Source organism: Caballeronia sp. INML2, from assembly GCF_023631365.1.
Classification (GTDB): domain Bacteria; phylum Pseudomonadota; class Gammaproteobacteria; order Burkholderiales; family Burkholderiaceae; genus Caballeronia; species Caballeronia turbans.
The window spans coordinates 1-25,220 of sequence record NZ_JALQDH010000096.1; the positions used below are offsets into that span (position 1 = coordinate 1).

The 25,220-nt window shown below is 58.7% G+C and carries 24 protein-coding genes and 3 pseudogenes; 15 read left to right on the plus strand and 12 right to left on the minus strand.

All coding sequences use genetic code 11. The annotated features are described in order from the left end of the window. Positions 1-141 precede the first annotated feature (141 nt). The 3 pseudogenes from NCT32_RS31365 to NCT32_RS31375 all read left to right on the plus strand — a co-directional run. A pseudogene (locus NCT32_RS31365) lies at positions 142-318 on the plus strand (AI-2E family transporter); the annotation flags it as partial. Beyond that, positions 318-926: pseudogene (locus tag NCT32_RS31370) on the plus strand (SOS response-associated peptidase family protein); the annotation flags it as partial. The pseudogenes NCT32_RS31365 and NCT32_RS31370, both read left to right, overlap by 1 nt. 86 nt (positions 927-1,012) lie before the next feature. Then, a pseudogene (locus tag NCT32_RS31375) lies at positions 1,013-1,233 on the plus strand (hypothetical protein). A 49-nt stretch (positions 1,234-1,282) separates the two neighbouring features. On the opposite strand, the gene ligD reads toward NCT32_RS31375, so the two are convergent. From ligD to NCT32_RS31395, 4 genes are all read right to left on the minus strand, one after another. Further along, positions 1,283-3,241 (minus strand): DNA ligase D, encoded by a 1,959-nt coding sequence (gene ligD, locus NCT32_RS31380; protein WP_086961567.1) that lies wholly within the window; start codon positions 3,239-3,241, stop codon positions 1,283-1,285. 1 nt (position 3,242) lies between these two features. Then, positions 3,243-3,527 carry a hypothetical protein gene (locus NCT32_RS31385; RefSeq protein WP_061121272.1) on the minus strand — a complete coding sequence of 95 codons (285 nt, stop codon included), beginning with the start codon at positions 3,525-3,527 and terminating at the stop codon, positions 3,243-3,245. A gap of 413 nt (positions 3,528-3,940) precedes the next feature. Then, positions 3,941-4,360 (minus strand): response regulator, encoded by a 420-nt coding sequence (locus NCT32_RS31390; protein WP_061121271.1) that lies wholly within the window; start codon positions 4,358-4,360, stop codon positions 3,941-3,943. A gap of 48 nt (positions 4,361-4,408) precedes the next feature. Further along, on the minus strand, positions 4,409-4,615 hold the full coding sequence (locus tag NCT32_RS31395) for a hypothetical protein (RefSeq protein ID WP_061121270.1): 207 nt from the start codon (positions 4,613-4,615) through the stop codon (positions 4,409-4,411). Between the two features lie 101 nt (positions 4,616-4,716). On the opposite strand from NCT32_RS31395, the gene NCT32_RS31400 reads away from it, so the two are divergent. After that, a complete protein-coding gene (locus NCT32_RS31400) occupies positions 4,717-4,938 on the plus strand; it encodes a CsbD family protein (RefSeq protein WP_061121269.1) in 222 nt (73 codons plus the stop codon). A 50-nt stretch (positions 4,939-4,988) separates the two neighbouring features. Further along, the gene (locus NCT32_RS31405) at positions 4,989-5,246 is read left to right on the plus strand and encodes a hypothetical protein (protein ID WP_086961555.1); all 258 of its coding nucleotides are present in this window, start codon (positions 4,989-4,991) and stop codon (positions 5,244-5,246) included. 270 nt (positions 5,247-5,516) lie between these two features. On the opposite strand, the gene NCT32_RS31410 is transcribed toward NCT32_RS31405, so the two are convergent. From NCT32_RS31410 to NCT32_RS31420, 3 genes are all read right to left on the minus strand, one after another. Further along, the gene (locus NCT32_RS31410) at positions 5,517-5,870 is read right to left on the minus strand and encodes a YqjD family protein (protein ID WP_061121268.1); all 354 of its coding nucleotides are present in this window, start codon (positions 5,868-5,870) and stop codon (positions 5,517-5,519) included. A 102-nt stretch (positions 5,871-5,972) separates the two neighbouring features. Further along, on the minus strand, positions 5,973-6,824 hold the full coding sequence (locus NCT32_RS31415; protein WP_061121267.1) for a YsnF/AvaK domain-containing protein: 852 nt from the start codon (positions 6,822-6,824) through the stop codon (positions 5,973-5,975). 87 nt (positions 6,825-6,911) lie between these two features. Beyond that, the gene (locus NCT32_RS31420) at positions 6,912-7,259 is read right to left on the minus strand and encodes a DUF2382 domain-containing protein (RefSeq protein WP_250491131.1); all 348 of its coding nucleotides are present in this window, start codon (positions 7,257-7,259) and stop codon (positions 6,912-6,914) included. A gap of 529 nt (positions 7,260-7,788) precedes the next feature. Here NCT32_RS31420 and NCT32_RS31425 point away from each other — a divergent pair. Next, positions 7,789-7,971, plus strand: a complete 183-nt coding sequence (locus tag NCT32_RS31425; protein ID WP_061121265.1) for a hypothetical protein — start codon at positions 7,789-7,791, stop codon at positions 7,969-7,971. Positions 7,972-8,569: 598 nt separating this feature from the next. Here NCT32_RS31425 and NCT32_RS31430 read toward each other — a convergent pair. Continuing rightward, the gene (locus tag NCT32_RS31430) at positions 8,570-8,752 is read right to left on the minus strand and encodes a DUF3606 domain-containing protein (RefSeq protein ID WP_061121264.1); all 183 of its coding nucleotides are present in this window, start codon (positions 8,750-8,752) and stop codon (positions 8,570-8,572) included. Between the two features lie 1,084 nt (positions 8,753-9,836). On the opposite strand from NCT32_RS31430, the gene NCT32_RS31435 reads away from it, so the two are divergent. The 8 genes from NCT32_RS31435 to NCT32_RS31475 all read left to right on the plus strand — a co-directional run bounded on the left by NCT32_RS31435 (position 9,837) and on the right by NCT32_RS31475 (position 18,943). After that, positions 9,837-11,225, plus strand: coding sequence for an MFS transporter (locus tag NCT32_RS31435; protein ID WP_061121263.1), 1,389 nt, complete (start codon positions 9,837-9,839; stop codon positions 11,223-11,225). 118 nt (positions 11,226-11,343) lie between these two features. After that, positions 11,344-12,363 carry a zinc-binding dehydrogenase gene (locus NCT32_RS37370; protein WP_061121262.1) on the plus strand — a complete coding sequence of 340 codons (1,020 nt, stop codon included), beginning with the start codon at positions 11,344-11,346 and terminating at the stop codon, positions 12,361-12,363. A gap of 54 nt (positions 12,364-12,417) precedes the next feature. Further along, on the plus strand, positions 12,418-13,875 hold the full coding sequence (locus NCT32_RS31450) for an NAD-dependent succinate-semialdehyde dehydrogenase (RefSeq protein WP_061121280.1): 1,458 nt from the start codon (positions 12,418-12,420) through the stop codon (positions 13,873-13,875). A 118-nt stretch (positions 13,876-13,993) separates the two neighbouring features. Continuing rightward, a complete protein-coding gene (locus NCT32_RS31455; protein WP_061121261.1) occupies positions 13,994-15,385 on the plus strand; it encodes an MmgE/PrpD family protein in 1,392 nt (463 codons plus the stop codon). Between the two features lie 161 nt (positions 15,386-15,546). Then, positions 15,547-16,389, plus strand: a complete 843-nt coding sequence (locus NCT32_RS31460; RefSeq protein WP_061121260.1) for a hypothetical protein — start codon at positions 15,547-15,549, stop codon at positions 16,387-16,389. Between the two features lie 62 nt (positions 16,390-16,451). Further along, complete coding sequence (locus tag NCT32_RS31465) at positions 16,452-17,111, plus strand: aspartate/glutamate racemase family protein (RefSeq protein ID WP_061121259.1); 660 nt, start codon at positions 16,452-16,454, stop codon at positions 17,109-17,111. 43 nt (positions 17,112-17,154) lie between these two features. Beyond that, complete coding sequence (locus NCT32_RS31470) at positions 17,155-17,952, plus strand: HpcH/HpaI aldolase/citrate lyase family protein (RefSeq protein WP_061121258.1); 798 nt, start codon at positions 17,155-17,157, stop codon at positions 17,950-17,952. A gap of 25 nt (positions 17,953-17,977) precedes the next feature. Next, positions 17,978-18,943 carry a D-glycerate dehydrogenase gene (locus NCT32_RS31475; protein ID WP_061121257.1) on the plus strand — a complete coding sequence of 322 codons (966 nt, stop codon included), beginning with the start codon at positions 17,978-17,980 and terminating at the stop codon, positions 18,941-18,943. A 64-nt stretch (positions 18,944-19,007) separates the two neighbouring features. Here NCT32_RS31475 and NCT32_RS31480 read toward each other — a convergent pair whose 3' ends face one another. Beyond that, positions 19,008-19,937 carry a LysR substrate-binding domain-containing protein gene (locus NCT32_RS31480; protein WP_061121256.1) on the minus strand — a complete coding sequence of 310 codons (930 nt, stop codon included), beginning with the start codon at positions 19,935-19,937 and terminating at the stop codon, positions 19,008-19,010. Between the two features lie 567 nt (positions 19,938-20,504). Here NCT32_RS31480 and NCT32_RS31490 point away from each other — a divergent pair. Continuing rightward, on the plus strand, positions 20,505-21,923 hold the full coding sequence (locus NCT32_RS31490) for an aldehyde dehydrogenase family protein (protein WP_061121279.1): 1,419 nt from the start codon (positions 20,505-20,507) through the stop codon (positions 21,921-21,923). A gap of 121 nt (positions 21,924-22,044) precedes the next feature. On the opposite strand, the gene otnK is transcribed toward NCT32_RS31490, so the two are convergent. From otnK to NCT32_RS31505, 3 genes are all read right to left on the minus strand, one after another. After that, a complete protein-coding gene (gene otnK, locus NCT32_RS31495; protein WP_061121255.1) occupies positions 22,045-23,325 on the minus strand; it encodes a 3-oxo-tetronate kinase in 1,281 nt (426 codons plus the stop codon). 84 nt (positions 23,326-23,409) lie between these two features. Then, a complete protein-coding gene (locus tag NCT32_RS31500; RefSeq protein ID WP_061121254.1) occupies positions 23,410-24,276 on the minus strand; it encodes an NAD(P)-dependent oxidoreductase in 867 nt (288 codons plus the stop codon). After that, a complete protein-coding gene (locus tag NCT32_RS31505; RefSeq protein WP_061121253.1) occupies positions 24,273-25,190 on the minus strand; it encodes an NAD(P)-dependent oxidoreductase in 918 nt (305 codons plus the stop codon). The genes NCT32_RS31500 and NCT32_RS31505 overlap by 4 nt, the downstream gene beginning before the upstream one ends. Positions 25,191-25,220 lie beyond the last annotated feature (30 nt).

The window sequence follows — 25,220 nt, forward strand, 5'->3', positions numbered from 1 at the left end:
TTGCCGCCTCGCATCAAGTGACATACAGACACTCTAGTACGCAATCGCCATCATTCAATGAATTTTCAACTCGGGACACTAGCCGGGAGTAACATCATTCCGTGAGGCAACACGACCGGCCGCGCTGCTTGACGCTCTCTAGACAATGGCGCGCAGATCGCGGATCTCTGCACGGCCACCATTCGCGCGGTCGCTCAAGGCGTGGTCGGGATCGCGTTCATCCAGATGCTGCTCATAGGTGTCGCGTTCATTGTCATGGGTATTCCGGGCGCGGGTCTGCTGGCGCTCGCGGTGCTGCTGATCGGAATCATGCAGCTGACTTTGGTCGAACTGAACAAGAGCCGCGGGACTCCCGCATTTTCCCCGGCTACTACGCCCCCGTGCTGGTGGTCGAAGACGGGCAGTATGTCGTCAAGCCGATGCGCTATCAATGTCGCATCGCGGGGAAGCCCGCGCACTACGATGTTAAGTACCCCGGCACGTACAACGCGCGGCGCGATAGCCTGGACAAGTTCTGGAAGCCGTGTTTTGGCTACACACATGGGCTGATGCTCGTTGACGTCTTCTATGAGAATGTCGCGCGCGCGAAGTGCGAGAACACATTGTTCGAGACGCATGACGGACCACAGGCGCCTGGTGAAAATGTCGTCCTGGAGTTTCGGCCCAACAACGGTCAGCTGTTGATGGTCGCGTGTCTCTGGTCGAAGTGGACGGCTCCCGGTCAGCCGGAGCTCCTCTCGTTTGCCGCCATCACAGACGAGCCGCCTGCCGAGGTGGAAGCCGCAGGCCACGATCGCTGCATCGTCCCGATCAAACGTGAGAACGTCGACGCCTGGTTGAATCCGCAGGCGTCCGACCTCGCCGCACTCGATGCGATTCTCGAGGACCGAGACCGGCCCTACTACGAGCATCGACTCGCCGCATAATCGTGGGCAGCGGCAGCCGCCTGCCGAAAGCCACTCGGAACGCGCCTTGCTCAACGGTTTTTGTGCTTTACTGAGGAGGTGCAACGATGGCAGGCGACAATTCGTATAAGCCCGGTGAGATAGTCAAGGTGTCCGGCATCTATTCCGTCGTTCATGACGATGGCAAGGATACGTTCGAAGTCACGTGTGTGGAGGGCGAACATTTTCCTCCGACGAGAAGCGGCAAGGGCGCCCACTTCGAACTCAATATGCGGCGACGCACTCACACAAGCACGATGAACTGAAGGGCACCGAGGCGCGTAAGTGACATGGCTAAGGTCTGATTGTCTACTCCACCGGCATGAAATGCTACCTGTCTAGCGCTTCATGCCGACCGCCCGTCGCATCGCGGCAGTGATTCCTTGCCGCGTGCGCCAGTTGCCTTCCCATGGGTCCGCTGCAAGCGTGCGTTGTCGGTGGATGGCTTGCGCCATCGTCCATTGGTCGCCGCTTTTTACCTCCGTCAAATCATCCCACGATATCGGCATCGATACCGCCATGCCCGGGCGGGCGCGCACCGAAAACGCGGCCACCGTACTGGCGCTTCGTCCATTGCGCAGATAGTCGATGAAGATCTTGCCGACTCGATTTTTCGGGCCCAGGACGGCTGAAAATCGCTGCGGCACGACGCGTGTCATGTGCTGTGCGACCGCTTGTGAGAAAAGCTTGACCTCCTCCCATCCCTGCCGGCGGGTGAGCGGCACGACGATGTGAAATCCCTTGCCGCCGCTCGTCTTCGCAAAGGAGCGTAGACCCAGTTCGTCGAGCACGACCTTGACGAGTGATGCGGCTTCCAACATTGCGGACCAAGGCAACGCGGGATCGGGATCGAGGTCAAAGATGACACGGTCGGGGTGTTCCAGATCGGGCGCCACGCCGTTCCATGAGTGGATCTCGACGACGCTCATCTGAGCGAGCCCGACCAGTGCGTCTGCGGTGTTAGCAACCAGCAGCGGTTTGTGTCCCGGATAGACGCTTACGGGCAACTCTTCCACGCCGGGAATGCGCGCACGCTCGGAGTGCTTCTGAAAGAACAGTTCACCCGCAATCCCGTCAGGCGCACGTACGAGCGCAAGCGGCCGGGCGTGCAGGTAGGGCAGCGCCCACTCCGCGATCGCGTCGTAGTAGCGCACGATGTCGAGCTTGATGCGGCCTGAGGCCTGATCCATCACGCGCTGTGGGTTGCTGATCTTGATGTCGCCCACCATGACCGTGCCGCGGGGACCGGGTCGTTCCCGTGTCGAGCCGACATGTCCTGCTTGTGGATCGTCGACGACCTTTTCTTCCGTGACCGCCCGCGCAGTCTTGTCTTCGCGCAGGGCATGAAACACGGGATGCCGGATTTCTCCATTGGGCGTCCACTCCAGGAAGGACACCTCCGCCGCAATGTCCGGCGCGAGCCAATGGAACTCGCGATCGCGCTCGGGTTCAGGCGCGTTGTAGAAGGTGGGCTGAGGCTGAAACAAGGCTTGAGCGCGCTTGTTGAACGCGGCACTGCGGGAGGGCGTCAGATGAGGCGCAACATGGCCCGCATACCTGAGCGTGCCGTCTTGTTCGTAGACGCCCAGCAACAACGAGCGCACGCCCGTCTTGGCGCCCTTCACACGCGAGAAGCCACCAATCACGAACTCTTGCCTGAGATTGCATTTGAGCTTGATCCAGTCGTTTGAACGTCCCGAGCGGTACGGCGCATCGGCGCGCTTGCCGATGATGCCTTCGAGTTTCATCTTGCAGGCCGATGCGACGAGCGAGGTCGGGTCCTCGGCGAAATCGTCGGAATAGCGAAGGAGAGGGCTCGCAACGCTCTGAATCAACTCGTGAAGCAGGGCCCGGCGCGACCGGAGCGGCTGCTCGCGGATGTCAGTGTCGTTGAGCCACAAAAGATCAAAGACATACAGGACGATGTCTGCCGTACTGCGCCGGTCGAACGCGTTCTGCAGCGCATTGAAGTCGGGCTTGCCACTGGCGTCCAGCACGACCGCCTCGCCGTCAATCCATGCGCTGCCGACGGGCAGGCCCGCCAATGCGTCTCGCAGCCGAGGCATGCGCTCTGTCCAATCGTGTCCGTTGCGGGTGATCAGCTTGACGTTGCCCAACTCGATGCGAGCGAGCATTCGGTAGCCGTCGAACTTGATCTCGTAGGACCAATCTCCCTTCGCAGGGTGTCGCTCCACCAATGTGGCCAGTTGTGGCTCGATGAGGGCCGGCATTTCGCCTGGCGCAGTCTCGAGAGGGCGTACGCGCGTCGTCGCGCGCGAACCATTCCATCGCCCCATGTCATTCGTCGTCCGCGTCCGGCGGCAAGCCGTCGCCATCGTACCCTGCGTCGTTCCCGATCATCGGCGGGCGAAGCGGTCGCTGCGTGTCGATGCCCGTCATCTCAAGAGCCGCGTCAATGCGCCGAAGCTCGGCCTTGAAACTGGCTCGCCACCGCGTGGGTGGTTCGTCGTCGCCCAACAGCGTCATGCCGTCATGGATGACGAGCGCATAGCGCGCAACCAAAAGCGCATCGATGAGTTGCGCTTCCCGTTTGGCTTGTTCCAAGAACGCTGTCGCTTTCATGGCGGCACCTCCTGTCGCCAGAGGCGCAAGCCTTGCGCCCGGGGCCAGGCGAACGAGGAGGGCGGATCGGTTGCCAATCCTGGATGGCCTTGCACTCCGGCGATAAGGGTTTATACTAACCCTGTCTCCTCCATGTCCACCGATATGGATTCAACCCGCTCAATCGAGCGGGTTTTTCTTTTCACGCGAAACTGTGTCCGGCGCAACGTGGTTGCCGCCCGGTGTCGCTTCGCTCGACCGGTCCCTACGAAGATAACCAGACTCCTCCGACCGACGTGCTTTCAGCGACCGGTTCGGGATCGAAGGAAGGCACCGAACCGCAGCAAGCGATGCGTGACGACCGTCGAAGCTTTCGGTCAACCGAGGCGGCCCAGCGCGCGCTGCAGTGGATGAGCCATTGACGCGCTCGGAAGTTAGACGGGTGCGACATGTTCGATGAGATCGAGCAGCGGCTGGATCGAAATGCCTTTGCGGCAGAAAGCATCGATTTGCGCCTGCTTGCCACGTTCCTCCACATCCGCTTCCGCCAGCGAGGTGTAGGCGATAATCGGCGTGTTCGCGAAGCGGCTGGAGCCTCGCATGGCTGAAGCCACCGCGAACCCATCGCACGCGGGCATCTCCATATCGAGAATCACGACGTGAGGCGTTGTCGCCAGCGGCATTCGGAAGGCGTCGGGGCCACTCTCAACGACCGTCGCCCGAAAACCTTCAACCACAACAACCGCAGCCAACGCCTGCGCGCCGGCCGTATCGTCGTCGACAATGAGCACGACGACCGGCGGCAACACGCGGTCAAACAGGCGATCGGTCCATAATCCAGGCGTCGCAACCATGACAGTCTTTGAATGTGTCATGGTGCGAATAGAGCAACGGCCATGCCCCTAGGCTTGTCGCTCGTCCGCTATAGGCTTGTCGTAGAGGTCGTGCAACGAGCGCTCTGCGTTAAGACGCGCCGTTTCTTCGGTAGCAAAAGCTTCCGAAGACTGTCCGACCATGATAGCTGTGCCATCTTCCGCGTTTGATAGAAAGGCTGCCAAGACCCAGCCGCCGGACTGGCGTTCCAGCATGATCTCGAACGATTGCCACATTTCTCGCCTCCTCGTCTCACTATAGACGGCCCTTATTTCAAGGCATCTTTTTTGCGTCGCTATATGCGCTTGCGATCCGCAGGCGCATCAGGAGCGCGGCCATGAATGAAGATCAGGTGAAAGGCGTCGGAGAGAAGGTGAAGGAGAAGATCAACGAGGGTGTCGGCAAGATGACGGACGATCCCGCGCAGGAGGCGAAGGGCGACGCTCAGCAAATTGGCGGCGAGGCAAGAAAACAAGTCGGCAACGCAGAAGAGGATGCGAAAGACGCAGCCAGTGGGGCGGCGGATCGTGACCGTGACCCGGGTTCCGTCGCGCCGTAATCTATCTGGTTCAAGAATGAGGGAAGCCGTGAAAGGCTCCGGAGACAGCCATGAATCGCATCTCAGCTTTATTAAGCGTCCTCCTTGTAGCGACCGGCACGAGCGCGTTCGCGCAAACCACGCAGAAGGCGCCGTCACCAACGACTCAGAACGGCGCCGCGACGAATCAAGCGGCCGACAGCGCTTCTAGCGGGGCAAGCACCCCAGGCGGCCCCACACTGATGCAGCAACGTGAAAAGGGCATGTCGCCGGATGGCGCTTCGGGGACGGACGGAAATGGAAAGGCGACCGGCAAAATAAAACAGTGAAGCTCCAGTCCCTCCCCGACGTGGTCCGGCGGGAGGGGCCATTGAGTGTTGACCGCGTCCATCCACAGCATATCGCGCAGCGCGGACAGAAGAGCAAACGGTTCGTGTTATAACGCCCGGCAGACCCGCGGCGCGCATGCTCAGCAGTCATGCTGGCGGACTCGTGTGCCGGCCCGTGTCGGGCCCGTCCGCCAGACCGTCAGCGGCGCTCTGCAGCCATGGCGGGCGATACGTCGCTCGACGATGGTCTAGGCAGCAGTTCGCATCTGTCTACCGCGAAACCAGCATGCCAATGATCACGCCTCCAAGTGCAGCGATGGTAATCGCCTTCCAAGGGTTGTCATGCACAAAATCGTCAGTCGTCTCCGTCGCAAGTCTGTACTTTTCAACGGCAGTATCTTGTACGTCCGAGAGCTTGTTTTTCATGTTTGCGCGCGCGTCGTCGCCTGATGACTGGCTGTTTCCAGACTGTGAAGCTTCGCGTTGATTGCCGTCCCCAGCGGTCGCGGGCGGCTGAGTGTCTCCACTCGACGCGCCGTGGTTTGCGCTGGTCGGAAATTCATAGGTTGTGTCGGCCTTCTCCGTGATCAGGGAGTCGACCGGTTCGTGGACCGTCTTCGCCATGGCTTCCTCCAAACGCGAGAGCTGATGTAGACGAGAAACAAAGGGGACGGGCGCGGCCGTTTCGCGCTCATCCCCACCTACCGGTTTTAAAGCGGCGGCTTATTAACCGGGATGACGGCGGGGACCTCCATCGGTACCCTCCGTTCTTTCGACGTCTACCTCGGTGCCACGTACCGTATCGTTGACGGTCTCCGTCCTGGTTGACGCTTCCTTGCCCACCACCACCTCTTCAACGACACGCGCGGTTTTGGCAACCACGGGCTGCTCTTGTGTTTCGCGAATTTCGACGGAGCCTTCCTTGAGATCAGCTGCGGTCGCCGGACGGTCCACGGCTCTGCGCTCAATGGTTGCGCGTTCTTCACGCAGATTGACTGATTCACTGACCGGCGTTTCGGTCACGCGGGAATATACGCGAACGCCGCCCGTGTGCACTTCGCGCTTGCCGACCTCCAGCGTTTCCTGGACGACCGGAAAAGCTTTACGTTCTGCCGCGATTTCGTCTGCGGTGTAGGTGGGTGCGTTGCGGTCGTAGCCCGTATATCCGCTACTGCGCCACTGCGCGACGCGCGAGTCGATGTCGACCGCGCCTGATGCATACAGTGCGTCCCGTACCCGTTCCACAGATGCTTCGTCGTTGACCTCCACGGAAAGTAATGCGCCCCCTCGACGAACTGCTTCGTGATAGTGGCCGATCTCCTCAGGTTCGTCGTCGCCGCCGAACAGTCTTTTGAAGAAGTGTTCAATGCCGCTTATGGGCACATCGTGACGTCCGTCGTCCGCAACCTCACTAGTGACAGACCGGCCCGTCGGATCACCGCCCGTCGCCGAGATGTCCCCGGTAGTCGCGCGATGAATTTCCATCTGCGCGCGAGCGATGCCTTCCGACTCAAGTCGCGTTTGAGCGCGCTCCGCCGCTTCGAACGTGTCGAATACGCCGATTATCGTTTGTGCCATTTCAAGTTCTCCGAACAAGTTAAAGGACCAATGTGTCTGAGTGTCTGGCAGTGTTGCAACAAATGTTCCGCTTTTCCTCTAGTCAATTCAGTCGAATGATCGGTCTTTTTTCCATGGACCGTTCGGGCCGTCGCGACGCTCAACGACGAGTTCTTCTGAGTTTGTCAGCACGCGAGACGTCACGTCTTCTTGCGCTTCGGTGGTCCTGACGCGCACCTCTTCCTTCAAGGTGAGCTGCATCCGGACCACTGGGACATACTCGTAGATTGGGATGACGAGGGTATCGCCTTTGCGCCGTGGCTCCTCTTTCTCTTCGACCGGCCGGTTGATGGGTATGCGCTGAACGTCGACCTTCTGACTACGGAGTTGCAGCGAGACAGGATGCTCTTCTTCATGGACGACAACCCGTTTCCACCGTCTCGATTCCGGCCGCAATGTTTTCCTGGACTGCCGCGACGCGCACTTCGCTGAGTGAATCGGGCGTTGGAATCGCGCCGGTATTCTCGTCCTCTCGCATCCGTTCCTCCTATGAACGTAAAAGGAGCGCCTGCAGCGCTTTTCATCCAGCGCAACGGATGTGCCTGTCGCGGACGCCCCAGATCGGCAGGCGGCATTTCCCATTCGGTGTCTGACCGTGCTTATAGGGCATGCCTTTGACGGGTCAGGGCCGAAGAGGAAGAGGCGCCCTCCGAGAAGACAGCACCCGTGACGACTCCCGTTATAAACGGTGAGGCTTTTGGGCGAGTGCGGAGGAGGGGATTTTCACTGGTGAAAATCGCGACCGGGGTTGTCTTGACGCCCTCAAGCTCGATCGGACGATGCGAACGCGCCTGATGCTCACGCGACAGGGCTCTGACGCCCCGTCCGCATCACAAGCGCACATAGCGTATGCCTGCGCCACGCGGCGCTACTGACGCGTGCCAGCGCGCGCGTGTATCCTGCAAAAAATTCCTGGGAGACGGCCATGGCAGACGACACGATCATATTGCGCATCTACCGCGCGCCGAACGGGCAATGGTCCGGAAAGCTGTTTGCCGGCGACGAAGAACTTGGCGCGATAGCCGGCTGTGAGTCAGCCGAAGATGTCGAGCAACAGGCGATCGACTGCGGCCTCCATCCAGATCGGGTTGAAGTGGAAGCAGGTTGAAGGCTTCTGCGCACGCGCGTAGGCATCCGATCGAAGTCAACCGAGCGCTGTTCGAAGCAGGCTTTCTCACGTCTTCGCGGCCAAGCTTCAGTTCACGGGGACGTAGCTGGAAAAGCATACGACCTCTCCTCGAAAAATTCCTTTTGTACGTGCATGAGAGCAACAATTTGGGGCCATACCGGACTGCCGGAAGGGCATGAAAAGGTCCATCGTTTCGCATTCGAATTGCATGATGGAAGTACGGCGCCGCCCGTCCGCGAATCGGTTTCGCTGCGCACTGCTCGTGTAGTCGTCGCCTATCTTCAAGATGGCAACGCGTTGATCCAAATGTTCCGAGCCATCGTCAGTAGCGAGCAAGCGAACTACGATAATTGATCGGCCAGAGCTTCGAAGACGATTTCATCGAGAACGGTCCGAGCGATCGTGTCGATGACTCAACGGGCTGGCAAAACGCCGAGCGTTAAGTCGTTCTGTGGATCGACCGGCGGCATCGGTCGGCCACGAACCTGCCCTGTCGCTAGCGTGGCGCGGTCGGCGCGATGCCGGAACACGAATCGGTGCGACCATGCAGGGCCGAACAACCCTACATGGCCTTGTCTTACTTGCTCTTTTTCAGATAGGCCTCAACATCGGCCGCCATCACGCCCACTTTCTTCACAGCGGCTTTCAGCTCGTCATGGGTACAGCCAATCTTGCCGCTCCAATAGCGCAGTTCGTAATCTTCATTGACGTTGATTCGGCTTCTGTCATCCGGTCCGCGGTTCTTTTTGTCATCAGACATTGCGTTCTCGCTAGTTGATACAAGCCAACGACCGCAGCGACAAAGCAAACTTTTTGAGCCGCCGCGTAAGCAGTTTAACGGAGCTTCGCCACGTGCCCGTCTTGAACCGTCGGCAAGACCGGCGCCGCGGCTTGGGAGACACGTCGCGCGGCAGGGAAACGGGAAAGCACCATGTCGAGGTGTACTAGACCGTGCTGCAGCAAGGTAAGCGATGGTCCAATTCGACCCCGGTTGACATAAGGCCGTCGTGTCGCACGCACGCATGTAGGAGCAACATGAGAATGTCGTGTTCGACATTTCAAAAAAGCCTCGACACACGCATGTCCCGGCTATTTTGAAATGTCGTACCGCCGGCTAAATACAGATGTCGTGTTTTTATGTCTGTCTACTCTCGATGCGACGTCGCGAGTTTCTCTATTTTTTACGGTCAGGAGAAATCGACGCCTTCGGGAAGGCGCTCGCAAGCAGCACATGTTGCGTTTTGCCCGTTAGCGCGGCAGCGATTGGAGATGCGATCGGCAAAGGACAAGGACGGCCAGACCGACCGCAGAACCCCGGATAAACCGGTACTTGCTCCCGTACCGGTCCCGTTTCATCAAACACTGGCAATCTGAAGGGGGGCGCCTCGGTTAGCTTAGCTTACGCAAAAAGAAGAATAATCAACTGTACGCAGCGGAGCTCACACAGCAAACTAGCCTTACAAGATGGCTACCGGCCGAATAAGCAGGGAGACAACCTTCGATAAGCCAGTCCACCGCAATGGTGACGCGTGCGGCGCAACCTGCTGTCCATCGGGACGTCTTTCCGAACAACAGTCAAGCCTCGAGGCGGTAGCTCCTCACAAGCGAGAGGCTAAAGGGGGTCAGTGCTGCGATAAGCTTGTACCAAGGCACTCTCGTTCGCCAGCAGAAGGTGAAGTTTTATTCGTTCCTGACCTGCGCATCAATAGCAGCAATCGGCAAGCAGCCGTACTCGCGGTGCGTGGGCGCTCACCACACCGGCGAGTGCAGAACACGCTCTCGCGCGGCGTCGTGACGAGCTTCTAGGAAGAAGACTAGAGCGGCGGTTTATTAGGAGACTTCGGATGAGCAATAGGGTAAATGCAGGTGCGCGGCTTGATCGCCTTCCGATCGGGCCTTTCCATACGCGCGTCTTATGGCTAATCGGATTGGGTATGTTCTTCGACTCATTCGATAATACGCTTTCGAGTTCCGTCCTTGCTGCAATGCTCAAGAGCGGCTGGTCAACGTTGCAGCTGAATTCCGTCTTCATGTCGTCAACGTTCGTCGGCCTGACAGTTGGAGCAGCACTTGCAGGTTGGTTGAGCGACAAGTTCGGGCGTCGCTTTGCTTACCAGTTCAACCTTGCGATTTTCGGTGGAATGGCGCTTGTGTCGGCGCTCGCCCCATCAATGCCGTGGCTCATCGCTGCTCGCTTCATTATGGGCATCGGGATGGGCGCTGAGTACGTCATGGGATATGGCCTCATCATCGAATTTGTTCCGCCGTCGCATCGTGGACGGTACCTGGGAAAACTCGCCCTGATTGGAGGATCCGGAGTTTTCGTGACGGCGGTCGTCGCGACATTCATTATTCCGTGGATCGGTTGGCGCCCAATGTTCGTGATCGGCGGTGTCGGGACGCTTTGGGTTTGGTGGATGCGTCGTCACCTTCCCGAATCGCCCCGGTGGTTGGAACGGGTGGGGCGCCATGCTGAAGCGGAAGAGGTTATGCGGGCCATCGAAAAAGATGCGGGCGTTGCGACGCCGCTACCCTCTGCTACGCAAACAACAGCGCCTGCCAAAGAGGCGCATTGGGTACCGCTTTCCACGCTTTTCTCGAGGACGGTCATCCGGCGTACCTTGCTTGCAATCGTAGTGAACGTTATCTGTCTGTTCGGGTCGTATAGCCTCACCGGGTGGATGCCTACATTCTTCGTCAAGCAAGGTATGAGCGTTACCCACTCGCTGGGCTTCACCGCTGCAATGATGGGCGGATGGATCGCTGGGCCGCTGTTCCTTTCGTACGTTTCGGACAAGATGGGACGACGTACTGCCATCATGGTGTTTGCTGCTGTGTGCGCGTGTCTGGGAGCGATTTACCCGTTCCTCACGTCCGCAACCACGATTATCTTGTGCGGCTTCCTGCTTGTATCGTCCGTCGCAATCTTCCTGACGCTGGGTCTAGGTATGACGCCGGAAATGTTCCCGACGGAATATCGATTCCGTGGGGGCGGAGTGGCGCAAATGTTTGGACGGCTTGGTTTGATTGGTTCGCCTTTCATCGTCCTCGAGTTGTTTAACCGCTTCGGAATTACCGGTGTCGTTTTCGCCATATCCGGAGCATATATTTTCATCGCGATTTTGATCATGTTGGCTGGTATCGAGACCAACCAACAATCCCTCGAGGCATTGGAGCCTGAGGAGATGTCTGAGGCGGACGGCACGCTCGCGTCCACCGCGTCTCGACAATAAGCAAGACATCCGGTCAAGGATTGAGCTGCCCTACGCGGGCGCTCACACGCTTACTCGTGAATACGGTGTGACCTGTCTTCCGCAATCGACAGCTCAACCCAGAAGAGGAAAATCGGACATGCGCGGTATTGTGTTTCGCGGTGACTCAACTCTCGAACTTGCAACCTTTGCGGATCCAACCCCGGGCGTCGGCGAGGTCGTTCTTGAAATCAAGGCTTCGGGGATGTGCGGAAGCGACCTTCACTGGTATCGGCGACCGGCGGGAGAAGTTCCGGCAGTCATTGCCGGTCATGAGCCCTGTGGAGTAGTCGTGGCAGTCGGTCAGGGTGCGGTAGGCCCTCATGCACGCGTTGGTGCGCGTGTGATGGTGCATCACTACGCCGGCTGCATGGGCTGTCCGGACTGCCGGTCCGGATGGCCCCAAATGTGCCGAACTGCGCCGATAACGGTGTATGGAACTGACGCTCATGGGGCGCACGCTCCCTATATGAAAGTCTCGGCCGATACGCTAGTGCCGTTGGATGAACGGCTCAGCTTCGAGGCAGGCGCCGCCATCTCCTGCGGCACGGGAACAGCTTGGGGCGCGTTTGAGCGCATCGGCCTAACCGGCCGAGACACCGTTGCCGTGTTTGGACAAGGGCCTGTGGGCCTGTCTGCAACGATGCTTGCCAAGGCCCAAGGCGCTCGGGTCATCGCACTTGATATTGATGAAAGTCGTCGCAGAACAGCAAAAGAGTTCGGCGCCGATGCGGTGATCAATCCCCTCGAAGTTCCAGTTGCCGAGGCGATCCGGGAGCTCACCAATGATAGAGGCGCAAGCGTTGCGTTGGAAACTTCGGGCGCTGCTGCGGCCAATCGCGACGCGCTCGACTCAGTAAGCCCCTGGGGCACCGTGTGTCTGGTCGGAATCGGCTCTGAATTCAGTCTGTCGCTGGCAAAGTATCTGCGCACCCAGGTTCGCATTCTGACGTCCTGGACCATGTCGGTCCAGGGACAGCGGGCATGCGCCGACTTCGTCGTTGATCGAGGCCTCAATCTCGACGCATTGTTTACCGATCGTTGGCGCTTGGAGCAAGCCGACGAAGCTTATCAAGCCTTTAACCGTCAAAGCGGTGGTAAGGGCGTGTTCCTGATGTAGTAGCGGTGGTCGTAGTGCAAGTCGCTCGACGGGAACATGGACAGAAGGAAACAAATGAACAGGACCAGAGAAGAAGCGGCCAAACGGTATCCAAGGTTGGGCCAGCTTATCGCAGGCGAGATGCGATATGAAAGCACTCAGGCGTCGATGAACGTCATCGACCCCACGACTGGTTCGATTCTGGGCGCTATGCCGATGGCTACCGAAGCCGACGTCGATGAAGCGCTGGTCGCGGCGAGCAAAGGGTTCGATATCTGGCGTAACACGTCTGCCTTCGAGCGCAGCAAGCTTATGCGGCGTGTTGCAGATCGTATGCGCGAGCGAGCAGACGCGCTCGCCGAACTGTTGGTCCTGGAGCTTGGCAAGCCATGGAGTGAGGCGCTCGGAGAGGTAGAAGTCGCAGCGGGGATGTGGGAGTGGGCGGCCGAAGAGGGTAGGCGCGCATATGGACGCGTCATTCCATCTAGAGAGTTAAACGCCCGCCAGATGGCGCTTGTTGAACCTGTGGGTCCGGTCGCCGCTTTCGTCACCTGGAATGGACCGCTGGTAACACCTTCGCGAAAAATGTCAGGTGCCATCGGTGCGGGCTGTTCGATCCTGCTGCGTGCATCCGAAGAAGTGCCGGCGTGCGCGTTCGCGCTAGGCCAGATCGTGTACGAATGCGGATTTCCTGCCGGTGTCCTGTCGGTGCTCGCTGGTGATCCCGTGATGATGTCCACCAAGTTGCTCGAAAGTCCTGTAACGCGAGCAATTACGTTCACCGGTTCGACCGCTATCGGCAAGCTGCTGTCGCAGCAAGCTGTCACGCACATGAAGCGCCCGATCATGGAATTGGGCGGCCACGGACCCGTGTTGGCTTTCGAGGGTATTGACGTGCGTACCTTTGCCAAACGAGCGGTCGCCGCCAAGTTCGCAAATTCGGGACAGGTATGTTTCGCCCCGACTCGCTTCTACGTGCAACGCTCGATCTATGCAGACGTCGTCGACGCTATGACCGCCGAGGCGAAACAGATCATCGTGGGCTGTGGCTTTGATTCCTCGACCCAGATGGGGCCATTGAAAAGCGAAAGACGTCTGAAAGCGATTGAGGATCTGATCGCCGACGCGAAGCAACGCGAGTTGAGAGTTACGACCGGAGGAAAGAGGATCGAGCGACCGGGCTTCTTCTACGAACCCACTATCGTCGCGGACGCAACCATCGAAGCAAAGCTCTCGAACGCCGAGCCCTTCGGACCGATTGCGGCGTTGACGCCGTTTGATACGTACGATGAGGCAATAGCCTTAGCGAATCGACTGCCTTACGGCCTCGGCGCTTATGTGCACGCGCGAGAATTCGAAACGCTTCACCGCGCGGTCAACGACCTCGAAGCAGGCAACGTCATCTGTAATGGCTGGCGCGTCACGTATCCGGAAACGCCGTTCGGCGGTCACAAAGAGAGCGGAATGTATTCGGAAGGCGGCATCGAAGGGCTTCGTGCGTTCCAGAACGTTAAGTACGCGTCGTTTTCGTGATGCGCACTGTAGTCAGCGAAACTTACCACGCTGTCGAGGAAAACGAACTGTACTTAAGAAAGTTCGACGCGCAAAATCAAACGACGATATAAGCCGTGATTTACTGAGCTACTTATTCATGAATGACGAACTGGACCTCTGCCATCACTTTGCCGACTTCGCAGCGAATACACGCTACGAAGACCTGCCCGACGAAGCAATCGAAGCCGCGAAGAAGACGGTACTCGACACGCTGGGCGTGACGTTGGCTGCGAGCGGGATGGAGCCTGCGGTCAAAGCGCTGGTAGAACTGCTCGAACAAAGCGGCGGGACCGCAGAGAGCACGGTCCTCGGTTTCGGCGGCAAGCTGCCGGCAATGTCGGCAGCATTTGCTAACGGCTCGATGGCGCACTGCCTGGACTTCGACGATCAGACACCGTGGGGCGCGCACGCAGCGAGCTCGATCGTACCGTCTGTTTTTGCATTGGCCGAACGCACGGGCGGCGTGTCTGGGAAGAAGATCATCACCGCCGTCGCCATCGGGCAGGATCTTTTCGCCCGCTTGCGTTGCAATGTCGGCTGGAATCAGAATTGGAACCTGTCGTCGATGGTCGGCGCATTCTCCGCAACGGCGTCCGCGGCCCACGTGCTTGGATTGTCCGCCAGGCAGACCGCACATGCGCTGGGCATTGCGAGCCAGCAGTCGTGCGGGACGATGGAAGTGATCTTCGCAACCGGCAGTGACTTGCGTGGCCTGTACGCCGGATTCACTGCGAAGGGGGTCGTCATTGCCGCCTTGCTCGCGCAAAAGGGCATTACGGGCATCGACACGTTGTTCGAAGGAAAAGCCGGGATATTCAAGGTTTATTTCGGCGGGAAGTACGATCGCGAGAAAATGCTTGACGGGTTAGGCGAGCAGTTTCTCGGAAGTACGACGCTCTATAAGGCATGGCCCGCAGTCGGAAATTCCCATACCTATATTCACGCTGTCATCGAGCTGATGAAGGAGAAGCAGCTTGCGCCGAAAGACATCGAGACGATTCGGACGTATGTCGGCGATTTCACGTACACCATGTGCACACCGCTCGACGTCCGCCGCGCGCCGGCTACGCTCGTCGATGCAAAGATGAGCTTGCCGTTCATCGTGGGCATTGCGGCGAGCAAGGGAAAAATGGACATAGCCGATTTCACTGAGAAAGCGCTGAAAGATCCCGATGTGCTCGCGATGGCGTCCAAGGTGACGCCGGTGCAGGACCCGAGCCAGAACTGGACGTTCAAGCTGCCTGACGGGCGAATCGAGATTGCGACGAAAGACGGGCAGGTGTTCGAGCGGCTCGGAAGCAAGGTCCCTGGCAGCCCTGAAGCACCGCTTACCTGGAAGCAGCTCTCCCAGAAGTTTGCAAGTTGCGCATCCGTTGCGGCCGTGGCTCCGCCGGATGCGGGTATCGAAACGGCTGAGCGATTGATCCGACAGCTCGAAACTGTCGATGACGCTACCGACGTACTTCGAGCCCTAGCATGGAAGTCTTAGCGCATGGAATGAACAGCGCATAGCGGTGGATATCCGCCAGCGAAAAGGAAATGGGCATCCGACTCAGGAGTCCTAATGGATGTTCCAGTTAATTGGACTTTGCGCCGTCGGGCGCATCCGCAATTAAACGCGGGCATGTAATAACCCGTAAGGAGGATTAAATGCGAGTTTCAGAAGCTTCGTCGACAGACTTCGGCAGGATCGGAAGCAACATGCGGGAGGGGGTCCTTGAGCAAAAGTTCTTGTTGCAAGGTAAGCCCGGCTCCCCGAACAACTATTTGATTAATGTGGGCCGGACAGGTGCCGGCGGCTGGACAGCGCCAAGTCACCGCCACAACTTCGATCAGATTCGCTATGTAATCAAAGGCAGCTTCCCATACGGACAGGGCAAAAGCATGCCGGAAGGTTGGGTTGGGTACTTCCCTGAAAGCGTGTACTACGGGCCGCAAGACCGTCCGGAAGGCTTGGAAATGATGGTCTGCCAGTTTGGTGGCGCCCAAGGATACGGCTTCGCCAGTGTAGAGGAGCGTGAGGCAGCGAATCAGCTGCTTAAAACCAAAGGCGAATTCAAAGACGGTATTTACACTTGGTATGACGAGTCGGGCAAGAAGCATAATCAGGACGGATTTGAGGCCTGCTTCGAACAAGTGATGGGTCGCAAGCTGGAATATGCCCAGCCGCGATACAACGATCTTGTACTGATGAACCCGGCGAACTATGCGTGGATCCCAGAACCGACGCAAGGCGTCTTTACGAAATGGCTCGGCTCGTTTACCGAACGCAATACACGAATCGGTTTTGTCAAGGTTGAAGCCGGGGCGTCGTTTGCCGCAGGGCTGCAACCGTCCATCGAGTTGCTCTTCCTGAGTAAGGGCAAGGTCAGCTTTGAAGGAAAAGAGTACGGTCTTCACTCGGCGTTTGAGTTCGACGCCAACGAAGGTCCGGTGCCACTCAGGGCGATAGAGGAAACGGAATTTTTCCGTATCGTGTTGCCAACATTCTGACGCGACTGCATCGAACAATGCATCTCGTCTAACGCCGCTCTTATACGGAACCCTCTTAGGCTATGACTACGATTGCCGTAATTCACACCGGGCCGGTTACAGTTCAGCCAATCAAGGAGCAAATCAGCGAGCAAATTCCTGAGGCGCGCGTCATCAATATCATTGACGACAGCTTGCTTGCCGATGTACGAACTGCCGGGCATCTGACGCCCGAAGTCGCAAGTCGGATCAACTCATACATGTCCAATGCACAAGCGATGCATGCCGACATTATTTTGAACGCATGCTCCTCGGTTGGCGAAGCAGTTGACTACGTCCGCAACTTCGTTACAACGCCGATCGTCAAAATCGATGAGGCGATGGCCGAGGAAGCGAGCTCGATTGGCCGCCGAATTGGCGTCGTCGCAACTGTTTCAACGACGCTCGAACCGACCGTGCGGCTGATCGAGAAAAAGGCCGCCGAAGTGGGCCGCACGATTGACGTGACGGAGCGCATCGCGGAAGGCGCGTTCGAGGCGCTGCTTAGCGGCGACGCCGCCAAACATGACGAAATTGTGAAGGGCACGATCTCGGCTCTGACCGAGCAGGTCGACGTGGTCGTGCTGGCGCAGGCTTCAATGGCACGGCTTGTTCCGCAGCTGCAGGGCGTGCACATCCCTGTACTATCCAGCCCGCAAAGCGGTGTCGCAGCGCTCAAGCGAGCACTCGCCAGCGTGCGCTAAACGGGAAGCGCGTGAGCGCTTCTTGTGTACTCGAGGAGACAACATGAAAGTAACCGCGCGGGAACTCGTTAGAAATGTCGTCAAGGAGAAGCTGGCGCGCGATGAAGTGGCGCTCTCCATGACCGTTCGACTGGTCAGAACGGCCGAAATCGTAACGATTGCCAAAACGGCGGGTTTCGATACGTTTTACATTGACCTAGAGCACAGCGCGCTCTCGATGGAAACGACGAGCCAAATCTGTATCTCGGCGCTGAACGCAGGTATCGCGCCATTCGTTCGCCTGCCGAATCTCGCGTCGGATGTGATCGCGCGCATTCTCGACGGTGGCGCGCTCGGCGTCATTGCGCCGCATGTCGAGACCGCTGAGCAGGCGCGGCAGGTCGTTCGTGCGGCCAAGTTTCCGCCGCTGGGCGAGCGCTCTCATGGCGGCGTGCTGCCGCACATGGGCTTTCGCTCGTTTCCGACTTCCGAAGTCGGTGAGGCGGTCAACGACGCGACGATGGTCGTCATCATGATCGAAACCAAGGAAGCGCTCGACGCGATTGACGAGATTGCCGCAATCGAAGGCGTGGACCTGCTCTTCATCGGGACTAACGACTTGTGCGCATCGCTTGGCATTGCGGGTCAGTTCGAGCATGAGAGCGTGCGCGATGCTTACACGAAGGGCATTGCCGCATGTCGAAAGCACGGCAAGCACCTTGGTGTCGGCGGCCTCAATGCTCATCCGAAACTCGTCGCGCAGTTCGTGGAAATGGGCGCACGATACGTCTCGACTGGTACCGACATCTCGTTTCTGGTGAGCGGAGCGAGCGCAAAAGCCGCGATGATGCGCGACCTCTGACTGCTATCCCTCAAGGATCTTGCGAATGAACAAAATCGTAGTGTATAAGCCGCTGCCCGACGAAACGATTGTCTACCTGCGGTCTCACGCGGAGGTCACAATCGTTGATCCGAAGCAGCCGGGCGCGCTCATCGACGCGCTCAAGGATGCTGACGGCGCGATTGGAACCGGCGTGAAGATGAATGCCGAGACCCTCGCGGACGCCAAGCGTCTCAGGGTGCTATCAACGGTGTCGGTAGGCTTCGATGCGTTCGATATTGACTATCTGAATCAACGCGGGATCTTGCTGACGAACACACCGGACGTCCTTACCGAGTCGACCGCCGACACTGCGTTTTCGCTGGTCCTCCTCACGGCCCGACGCCTCGCCGAACTCGATGCCTTCGTAAAAGCTGGAAAGTGGACCAAGAAAATTGGTGAGGACAAGTTTGGCGTGGATGTCCATCACAAGACGCTCGGCATCGTTGGGCTGGGTCGTATTGGAACCTCGGTCGCCCGGCGCGCTGCCTTGGGCTTCCAGATGAACGTTCTGTACGTGGACCGCGGCGTCAACGAGCGTGCTGGACGCGAGTACGGGGCCAGGAAGGTGGAACTGGACGAATTGCTCAGCGCGTCCGACTTCGTTTTGCTGCAACCGCCCTTGACCGCGGAGACCCGCAATCTGATCAGTACGCCGCAACTGAAGGCGATGAAGCGCAGCGCATTCCTTATCAACGCGTCGCGCGGCGAAATCGTCGACGAAGCAGCGCTGGTCGAAGCGCTCAAAGAGGGCACCATTGCGGGCGCAGGACTCGATGTCTATCTAGAAGAGCCGCTCCGGGCCGAGTCGCCGCTTCTGAAGATGAACAACGTCGTGACGTTGCCGCATATCGGATCCGCCACACAGGAGACGCGACGCGCAATGAACAAGAACGCTGCCGAGAACCTTGTCGGCGCGCTGAACGGTACGTTGCTGTCCAACATGGTCAATCCGGAGGTGTTCGAGCGTTGAGGGGCCTGCGCGCTGGGGGCGATTGACGGCCCCAGTTGTGTCTCTCCCAAAAACACCAACCCGTCTACTTCGACAGGTTCTTCACGATCTCGATCATCTTGTCCAGAATCGGATCGTTCTGCCGGCGTACCCATCCGAAGATAAAGCGGGTCGAATAGTCCAGGTTCGTCAGCGGGATGATCGTCAGGTCGCTCGGATACATGAAGTTCTTGCCCATGACCGCCAATCCAATGCCCATGCCCACGGAAATAAGGTTGAGCTGCGAGGCAATCGTGCTGACCTCCTGAACGATGTTCGGCTCGAACCCGGCTGCCTGACAGAACGCGTACAACTGTCCATAGCTCAGACTACTGCTGGATTTTGGATCGACTACGAACCCTTCGTCGGCGAGATCGGCGAGCGTAAGCGACTTCCTGCGCGCTAACCGATGGTCGTTTGAAACCGCGACGCCCAGGTGGCCTGTCTGAATGCACAAGGAATCGAGAACGATGCCTTCGCGCTCGATGTTGATCTCAGTACGGCGCTTGCCCGGATGCGGGCTGGGGCCCAGGTGCATGAAGCCGGCATCAATCTTCCCCTCTGCAAGAGCCTTGGGTTGTAGCGAGGTAGAGAGTTCAACCAGCGACAGGCTGATTTCCGGATAGGTCTCGCGGAACTGCTTGACTGCGGCACGGAACATGGAATGCATCAGCGTTAGCGATCCGTATCCAATGCGCAGCGTCCCTGTCATGCCATGTCCAACACGCTTGGTCAGGACTATCGCTTCATTGAGGTCGTCCATGACCCGCACGAGATGGGGCAACAGCGTGCGCCCAGCCGCGGTGAGCTTCACCGTGTGCGCCAGCCGCTCGAACAGTGGGGTTCCGAGTTCCCCCTCCAGGTCGGCGATGATCTGCGAGACGGCGGGTCGGGTGATGTGCAATCGCACGGCGGCTCGCCCAAAGTGCTCTTCTTCTGCGGCCGCAATGAAATAGCGAAGATGCCGAAGTTCCATCTTTATTGTGTCTCCTTCAACTGCAGCCGGTTAGCAGAGCTTCAACCGGCGGGCGCGTTATCTCCGCCTTGTCTCATGATTTTCGTTGTCGGTTAGCGCGGCTTACCACGACACCATAATAGCTGACTTGACCCAACGTCTGTGCGATTTCAAACTTCTATCATCGTCGCTTTAGACGCGGCAAATAGGCAGGCGCTTCGGGGCCGCATGTAGAGTAGGAGAAAGCAGTGAGCCTTTCGAGAACATCGTTACGCACGCTTGTCGAAAAGTGGATTGGAGCAGCGAATGGAATTCGCGTCACGCAGTTCATTCACGGTCGCAACGATCAATACAGATTCGTACGTGTTGAAGGGCCAGCGAACGACTGCCCGCTAGCGTTCATCTTCTTTCGCCATGCCGACGGGAGCTGGTGTGTCTTTCCGCCAGAGCGCAGGCGGCCCGCCATGAATCTCGGCGCTTAGGCGCGAATAGCGCGCCTGGTAGACGGACCCGAACCACGGGAAACACACGCTTTACAAGGCAACGCCCAAGCGAGACGGGGCTGACCAAATCAAACTGGAGATGTATATGCGATCGTACGAGAAGTGCTATATCAATGGAGAGTGGGTTTCGCCGCTTAGCCGTAACGAATGGACCCTGGTGAACCCTGCTACTGAGGAACCGGTCGCAAGCGTCACGCTGGCCGGCGCGCAAGACGTCGATCTGGCGGTGAAGGCCGCGCGCGCTGCCTTCACTTCGTTCAGCAAGACTTCGAAGAGCGAACGCATCGAACTGCTCGAGACCATCATCGACTGCTTCGTTCGCCGCGAGCACGAGCTCGCAGAGGTCGTCACGCTCGAACTGGGTACACCGATTTCGCAAAAGATTCATGTGCCGGCGGCGCTCGGCTCTTTCAAGCAGGCACTTGCAACGCTTCGGGAATACGAGTTCGAGTATCGCCTGGGGCCCAACACGGTTCGTCGCGAACCGATTGGGGTATGCGGTCTGATCACCGCGTGGAACTGGCCTCTTCAGCTTCTCGCCACCAAGCTCGCATATGCGCTCGCTGTCGGCTGCACGGTGGTTCTCAAGCCAAGTGAATTCACGCCGTTGAGTGCCATCCACCTCACGGAAGTGCTTCACGAGGCGGGCGTCCCGAAGGGCGTCTTCAACCTCGTGCTTGGCGACGGCCCCATCGTAGGCAATGCTATCAGCAAGCACATGGACATCGACATGGTGTCGTTCACCGGGTCGACCCGAGCCGGTGTCCTGATCGCGGAAGCGGCTGCGCCCTCCGTCAAGCGCGTTGCTCAGGAGCTGGGAGGAAAATCGGCGAACGTGATCCTCGATGATGCGGACTTGCGCGCCGCGGCCAAATGGAACGTCGCCCGCGCATTTTCGAATTCCGGCCAATCGTGCCATGCGCCGACGCGCATCCTGGTTCACGCAAGCCAAGAGGAAGAACTGCTGGCATTGCTTCAGGAAGAAGGGAAGGCAGTAAAAGTGGGGAACCCGCTCGACCCGCAGGTGACCATGGGGCCCGTCGTCAACAAGCTGCAGTTCGAACGAGTACAGGACTACATCAGAATCGGCACCGAAGAGGGCGCCACGCTTCGCGTTGGCGGCGTAGGTCGTCCCGATGGACTTGAGCGTGGTTACTTCGTGAGGCCGACGATATTCTCCAACGTGACGCCCCAGATGCGCATCGCCCAGGAAGAGATCTTCGGTCCGGTGCTTGCCGTCATTCCTTATCGCACGGAGGAAGAAGCCATTGATATCGCAAATGGAACGCCGTACGGTTTAGGCGCTTACGTGTTCTCATCGAACCGGGAACGAGGTGTTTCTGTCGGTCGCCAACTTCAAGCGGGGCGCGTGTTTCTCAATGGTGCGGCGAGCAACACTGAGGCGCCGATGGGCGGATATAAGCGTTCCGGTAATGGACGGGAGATGGGTGTCTTCGGGCTTGAGGAATATCTCGAGACCAAGGCCATGATCGGCTTCGACTGACGAGTGGTGCGTCTCGCTAGATGCTAAAAGCGCTCCATGATGCGAGGATGATCAAGCATCATGGAGCGTCTGTTTGCAAGCGATAACGGAAAGCGTTCCCGCGACAACAAGTGCATCTTCTTTACGCGGCCACTTGCGCGCCGTTCAATGCCTCCAATGCTTTGGAGAAGAAATTCACCGTTCCGAAATTGCCCGACTTAAGAGCCAGCCCTAGTGGCCTGGCACTGATCGATTGCGTCGCAGGTACACCCGGATCGATTTGCGGCCCGATACGCAGGGAGCGGACACCGAGCGCTTGAACCACGGCACCCGAAGTCTCCCCGCCTGCGACAACGAACTTCCGTACGCCAGCGTCCCGGAGTTTGCACGCGATAGAAGCGAGCGCAGCTTCGACTAAATGCCCCGCCTTCTCGACGCCCACTTCCTTCTGCACGAGCTTGACCTCGTCCGGCGACGTCGTGGCATAGATCAATACTGTCTCTTCATGGCTGCGCGCGAATTCAACAGCACGCTCGACCATCGGTTCGCCGCGAGACAGCGCAATCGCATCGATACGAAAGCTAGGCCTGGATGCGCGCCACTCGGCCACCTGCGCATTAGTCGCCTTGGAAGCGCTGCCGGCAAGCACGACCGACCCGCCATCGATGCAAGGAAGCTCGGCGGCATCACCTGTGTATACGAGCAGATCCGCCGAATGGAAGTTCTGCGGCAATCCGAGCGCGATTCCAGAGCCGCCAGTGACCAAAGGTAGATCGCGGCATGCGCGGCCCATTGTGTACAGATCGGCGTCCGAAAGCGCGTCGGCAATGGCGATCCGCACGCCGTCCTCTTTCAATTCTTCGATGCGCGCCCGGACGGCCTCCGGGCCTTTCGAGATGATGTCGTATCGAATGAGGTCGACTTTGGACTTGGTCTGCCGCTGCAACACCCGCACGAGGTTGGAGTCGGACATTGGCGTGAGTGGATGATTCTCCATGCCCGATTCGTTCAGCAACACGTCGCCGACGAAAAGATTGCCACGAAAGACGGTCCGGCCGTTTTCTGGAAACGCCGGACAAGCGATAGTGAAGTCGCCCTTCAGCGCGTCAAGCAACGCATCCGCGACGGGGCCGATGTTGCCTCGATTGGTCGAATCGAACGTAGAGCAATACTTGAAGAAGAACTGCCGGCAGCCTTGCGCACGCAACCACTCCAGTGCGTCGAGCGATTGCCGCACGGCTTGTTTGCGAGGAACCGTGCGCGACTTTAGTGCGACGACGAGCGCATCCGCTTCGATGCTGACGTCTGTATCCGGTACGCCGATAGTCTGAACTGTGCGCATGCCGCCGCGCACCAGCATATTGGCGAGATCGGTCGCACCGGTGAAATCGTCGGCGATGCAGCCGAGCAGTGCCTGCGCCATTGCTTCGCTCCCTCGGGAATCCGATGCCCGTATTGGTTGTTAAGTGGGTTGCGCAAACCGCCGCCCGCAGAGTCTATTGGGGCATTAATCCGAGCCCGATGCCGGCAAACCCGCATCGATCTCCCAGATCTTCGCCAACGCGTCGATAGTCGCCGATTCGCCGAGGCGGTTGGACGCCGCATCCAGCGTGGAACGGACCATGGTTGCGAGAAGCATCGGTGCCCCGTAACGCATGCCCAACGCCGACGCTTTCCTCAGGTCGTTTGCGCAGTCGCCCACCGTTGCATCAGCGGTTCGCCCGTTCGCGGCGAGAGCCGGAAGCACGCGCGCGGAGGCGCTGTTGTAGCCCGAGCTTTTGTTCAACACCGTGGCCATATCTGCAATCGTCAGTCCGTTTCTGGCACCCATGGCCGCGCACTCATAGGTGATGAGGCGGTTGCATGCGGCAATCGCGGCGACCACCAGACGCATGGCGTGGCCGCTCCCCGCGTCGCCGCAGTGGATGACCTTCGGGCATATCGCTTCGAGGATGGGTCGCACGGAATCGAGGACGGCGGCCGAGCCGCCAAAAAAGATGGCCGATGCTTGCGCAATCGCTTCGGTGTTTTCCGTGTGAAGAGGGGCATCGACAAGCGTGATGCCGAGGTTACTCAAGTCTTTCGAAACCGACCGGCTATGGTCAGGGTCACCTTGCCCCATGTCGATGACGATGGAGCTGCCCTTGAGCCAGTCCGTGTTGCGAAGCAGCGCCTCACGCGCATCTTCGGCATTGCAAAGTACTATGACGTCTGCGCCCTTGGCCAAACCTATAACGCTATCTGCTTGTTTCGCGCCGTCGCATCGCAGGGAGCCATGGTCTGTATCGAAGATGCGAACCGAGTGAGCCTTGGCCAACGCCCGTGCGACAAACGCGGCCATATCACCGCTTCCCGCTACTCCAATCGTAGTCACTTTGCCTCCTGGTTCACGACATTTATCGGCGTACCAACAAACTTGGTGTCGGCCATTGACTCGATGACGCCGATCATTTGTTCGAGTTGCGCGTCCTTGCCCAGCGCATTCAAGCCGATCTGCAAAAGCGAGCGCGCAGCGCCGCCTATAGGCATGGGTACTTTCTGTTCTGCCGCCAAACCGATGGCCTGGTGAATGTCTTTCACTTGCAGCGCAAGCCAGAACTTGGTGGACTGACGTCCCTCCGCAATGGCGGGCAGCATGCCCTGCGAGGTGTAGTTACGAGCCGTCGTAGCGTTGATCGACTCGGTCATGAGTTCAAGGGGAAGGCCGAACTTTCGTCCCATCGCCACGACTTCGAGCGTCGCCAGGCGGCAACTAACGTTCATCATGTTGTTCACGGTCTTCATGGTTTGGCCGTTACCGACGCGTTCGCCGCAATGAAAGACGTTAGGGCTGATTGCTTGCAGTACCGGCAGCGTCTTCTGGAACGCGTCGTGCGGACCCGAAGCGATGATCGAAATGGTTCCGGCAATGGCAGTGGCCATTGCACCGGAGACGGGCGCGTCGAATAGCACGACGTCCATCTCTTCGAGCTGACGAGCGAACCCTGCGGTTTCAGCCGGCACGCCACTGGTTTGATCAATGACGATCTTCCCCGGAGCCAGTCCCTCGGCAACACCGTTCGCGCCGAAGAGCACCGCCTGGACGTCCGAGCTTCTGGGTAAGCACAGCAGCACGACATCGCTGTTACGCGCGAGTTCCGCGGGCGTTGCCGCCGCTGTCGCGCCCAGTTCGACGAAAGCAGTCACCGCCTTCTCGTTCAGATCGAACACGTTCAACGGAAACTTGTCGATCAGATGACGCGCGAGCGCCCCACCCATGGCGCCTAGTCCGATATACCCGATGCGCATTTATCTCCTCCTGATTTTTAATGCCGACGA

Excerpts from the sequence above, each read along its gene's own strand:
- NCT32_RS31405 (WP_086961555.1), top strand. The coding sequence starts at position 4,989 with ATGAATCGCATCTCAGCTTTATTAAGCGTCCTCCTTGTAGCGACCGGC.
- NCT32_RS31430 (WP_061121264.1), bottom strand. The coding sequence starts at position 8,752 with ATGTCTGATGACAAAAAGAACCGCGGACCGGATGACAGAAGCCGAATC.
- ligD (WP_086961567.1), bottom strand. The coding sequence starts at position 3,241 with ATGGGGCGATGGAATGGTTCGCGCGCGACGACGCGCGTACGCCCTCTC.
- NCT32_RS31450 (WP_061121280.1), top strand. The coding sequence starts at position 12,418 with ATGAACAGGACCAGAGAAGAAGCGGCCAAACGGTATCCAAGGTTGGGC.
- NCT32_RS37370 (WP_061121262.1), top strand. The coding sequence starts at position 11,344 with ATGCGCGGTATTGTGTTTCGCGGTGACTCAACTCTCGAACTTGCAACC.
- NCT32_RS31395 (WP_061121270.1), bottom strand. The coding sequence starts at position 4,615 with ATGTGGCAATCGTTCGAGATCATGCTGGAACGCCAGTCCGGCGGCTGG.
- NCT32_RS31385 (WP_061121272.1), bottom strand. The coding sequence starts at position 3,527 with ATGAAAGCGACAGCGTTCTTGGAACAAGCCAAACGGGAAGCGCAACTC.
- NCT32_RS31475 (WP_061121257.1), top strand. The coding sequence starts at position 17,978 with ATGAACAAAATCGTAGTGTATAAGCCGCTGCCCGACGAAACGATTGTC.
- NCT32_RS31490 (WP_061121279.1), top strand. The coding sequence starts at position 20,505 with ATGCGATCGTACGAGAAGTGCTATATCAATGGAGAGTGGGTTTCGCCG.
- NCT32_RS31505 (WP_061121253.1), bottom strand. The coding sequence starts at position 25,190 with ATGCGCATCGGGTATATCGGACTAGGCGCCATGGGTGGGGCGCTCGCG.
- NCT32_RS31455 (WP_061121261.1), top strand. The coding sequence starts at position 13,994 with ATGAATGACGAACTGGACCTCTGCCATCACTTTGCCGACTTCGCAGCG.
- otnK (WP_061121255.1), bottom strand. The coding sequence starts at position 23,325 with ATGGCGCAGGCACTGCTCGGCTGCATCGCCGACGATTTCACCGGTGCG.
- NCT32_RS31425 (WP_061121265.1), top strand. The coding sequence starts at position 7,789 with ATGGCAGACGACACGATCATATTGCGCATCTACCGCGCGCCGAACGGG.
- NCT32_RS31435 (WP_061121263.1), top strand. The coding sequence starts at position 9,837 with ATGAGCAATAGGGTAAATGCAGGTGCGCGGCTTGATCGCCTTCCGATC.
- NCT32_RS31410 (WP_061121268.1), bottom strand. The coding sequence starts at position 5,870 with ATGGCGAAGACGGTCCACGAACCGGTCGACTCCCTGATCACGGAGAAG.
- NCT32_RS31390 (WP_061121271.1), bottom strand. The coding sequence starts at position 4,360 with ATGGTTGCGACGCCTGGATTATGGACCGATCGCCTGTTTGACCGCGTG.
- NCT32_RS31400 (WP_061121269.1), top strand. The coding sequence starts at position 4,717 with ATGAATGAAGATCAGGTGAAAGGCGTCGGAGAGAAGGTGAAGGAGAAG.
- NCT32_RS31460 (WP_061121260.1), top strand. The coding sequence starts at position 15,547 with ATGCGAGTTTCAGAAGCTTCGTCGACAGACTTCGGCAGGATCGGAAGC.
- NCT32_RS31480 (WP_061121256.1), bottom strand. The coding sequence starts at position 19,937 with ATGGAACTTCGGCATCTTCGCTATTTCATTGCGGCCGCAGAAGAAGAG.
- NCT32_RS31470 (WP_061121258.1), top strand. The coding sequence starts at position 17,155 with ATGAAAGTAACCGCGCGGGAACTCGTTAGAAATGTCGTCAAGGAGAAG.
- NCT32_RS31415 (WP_061121267.1), bottom strand. The coding sequence starts at position 6,824 with ATGGCACAAACGATAATCGGCGTATTCGACACGTTCGAAGCGGCGGAG.
- NCT32_RS31465 (WP_061121259.1), top strand. The coding sequence starts at position 16,452 with ATGACTACGATTGCCGTAATTCACACCGGGCCGGTTACAGTTCAGCCA.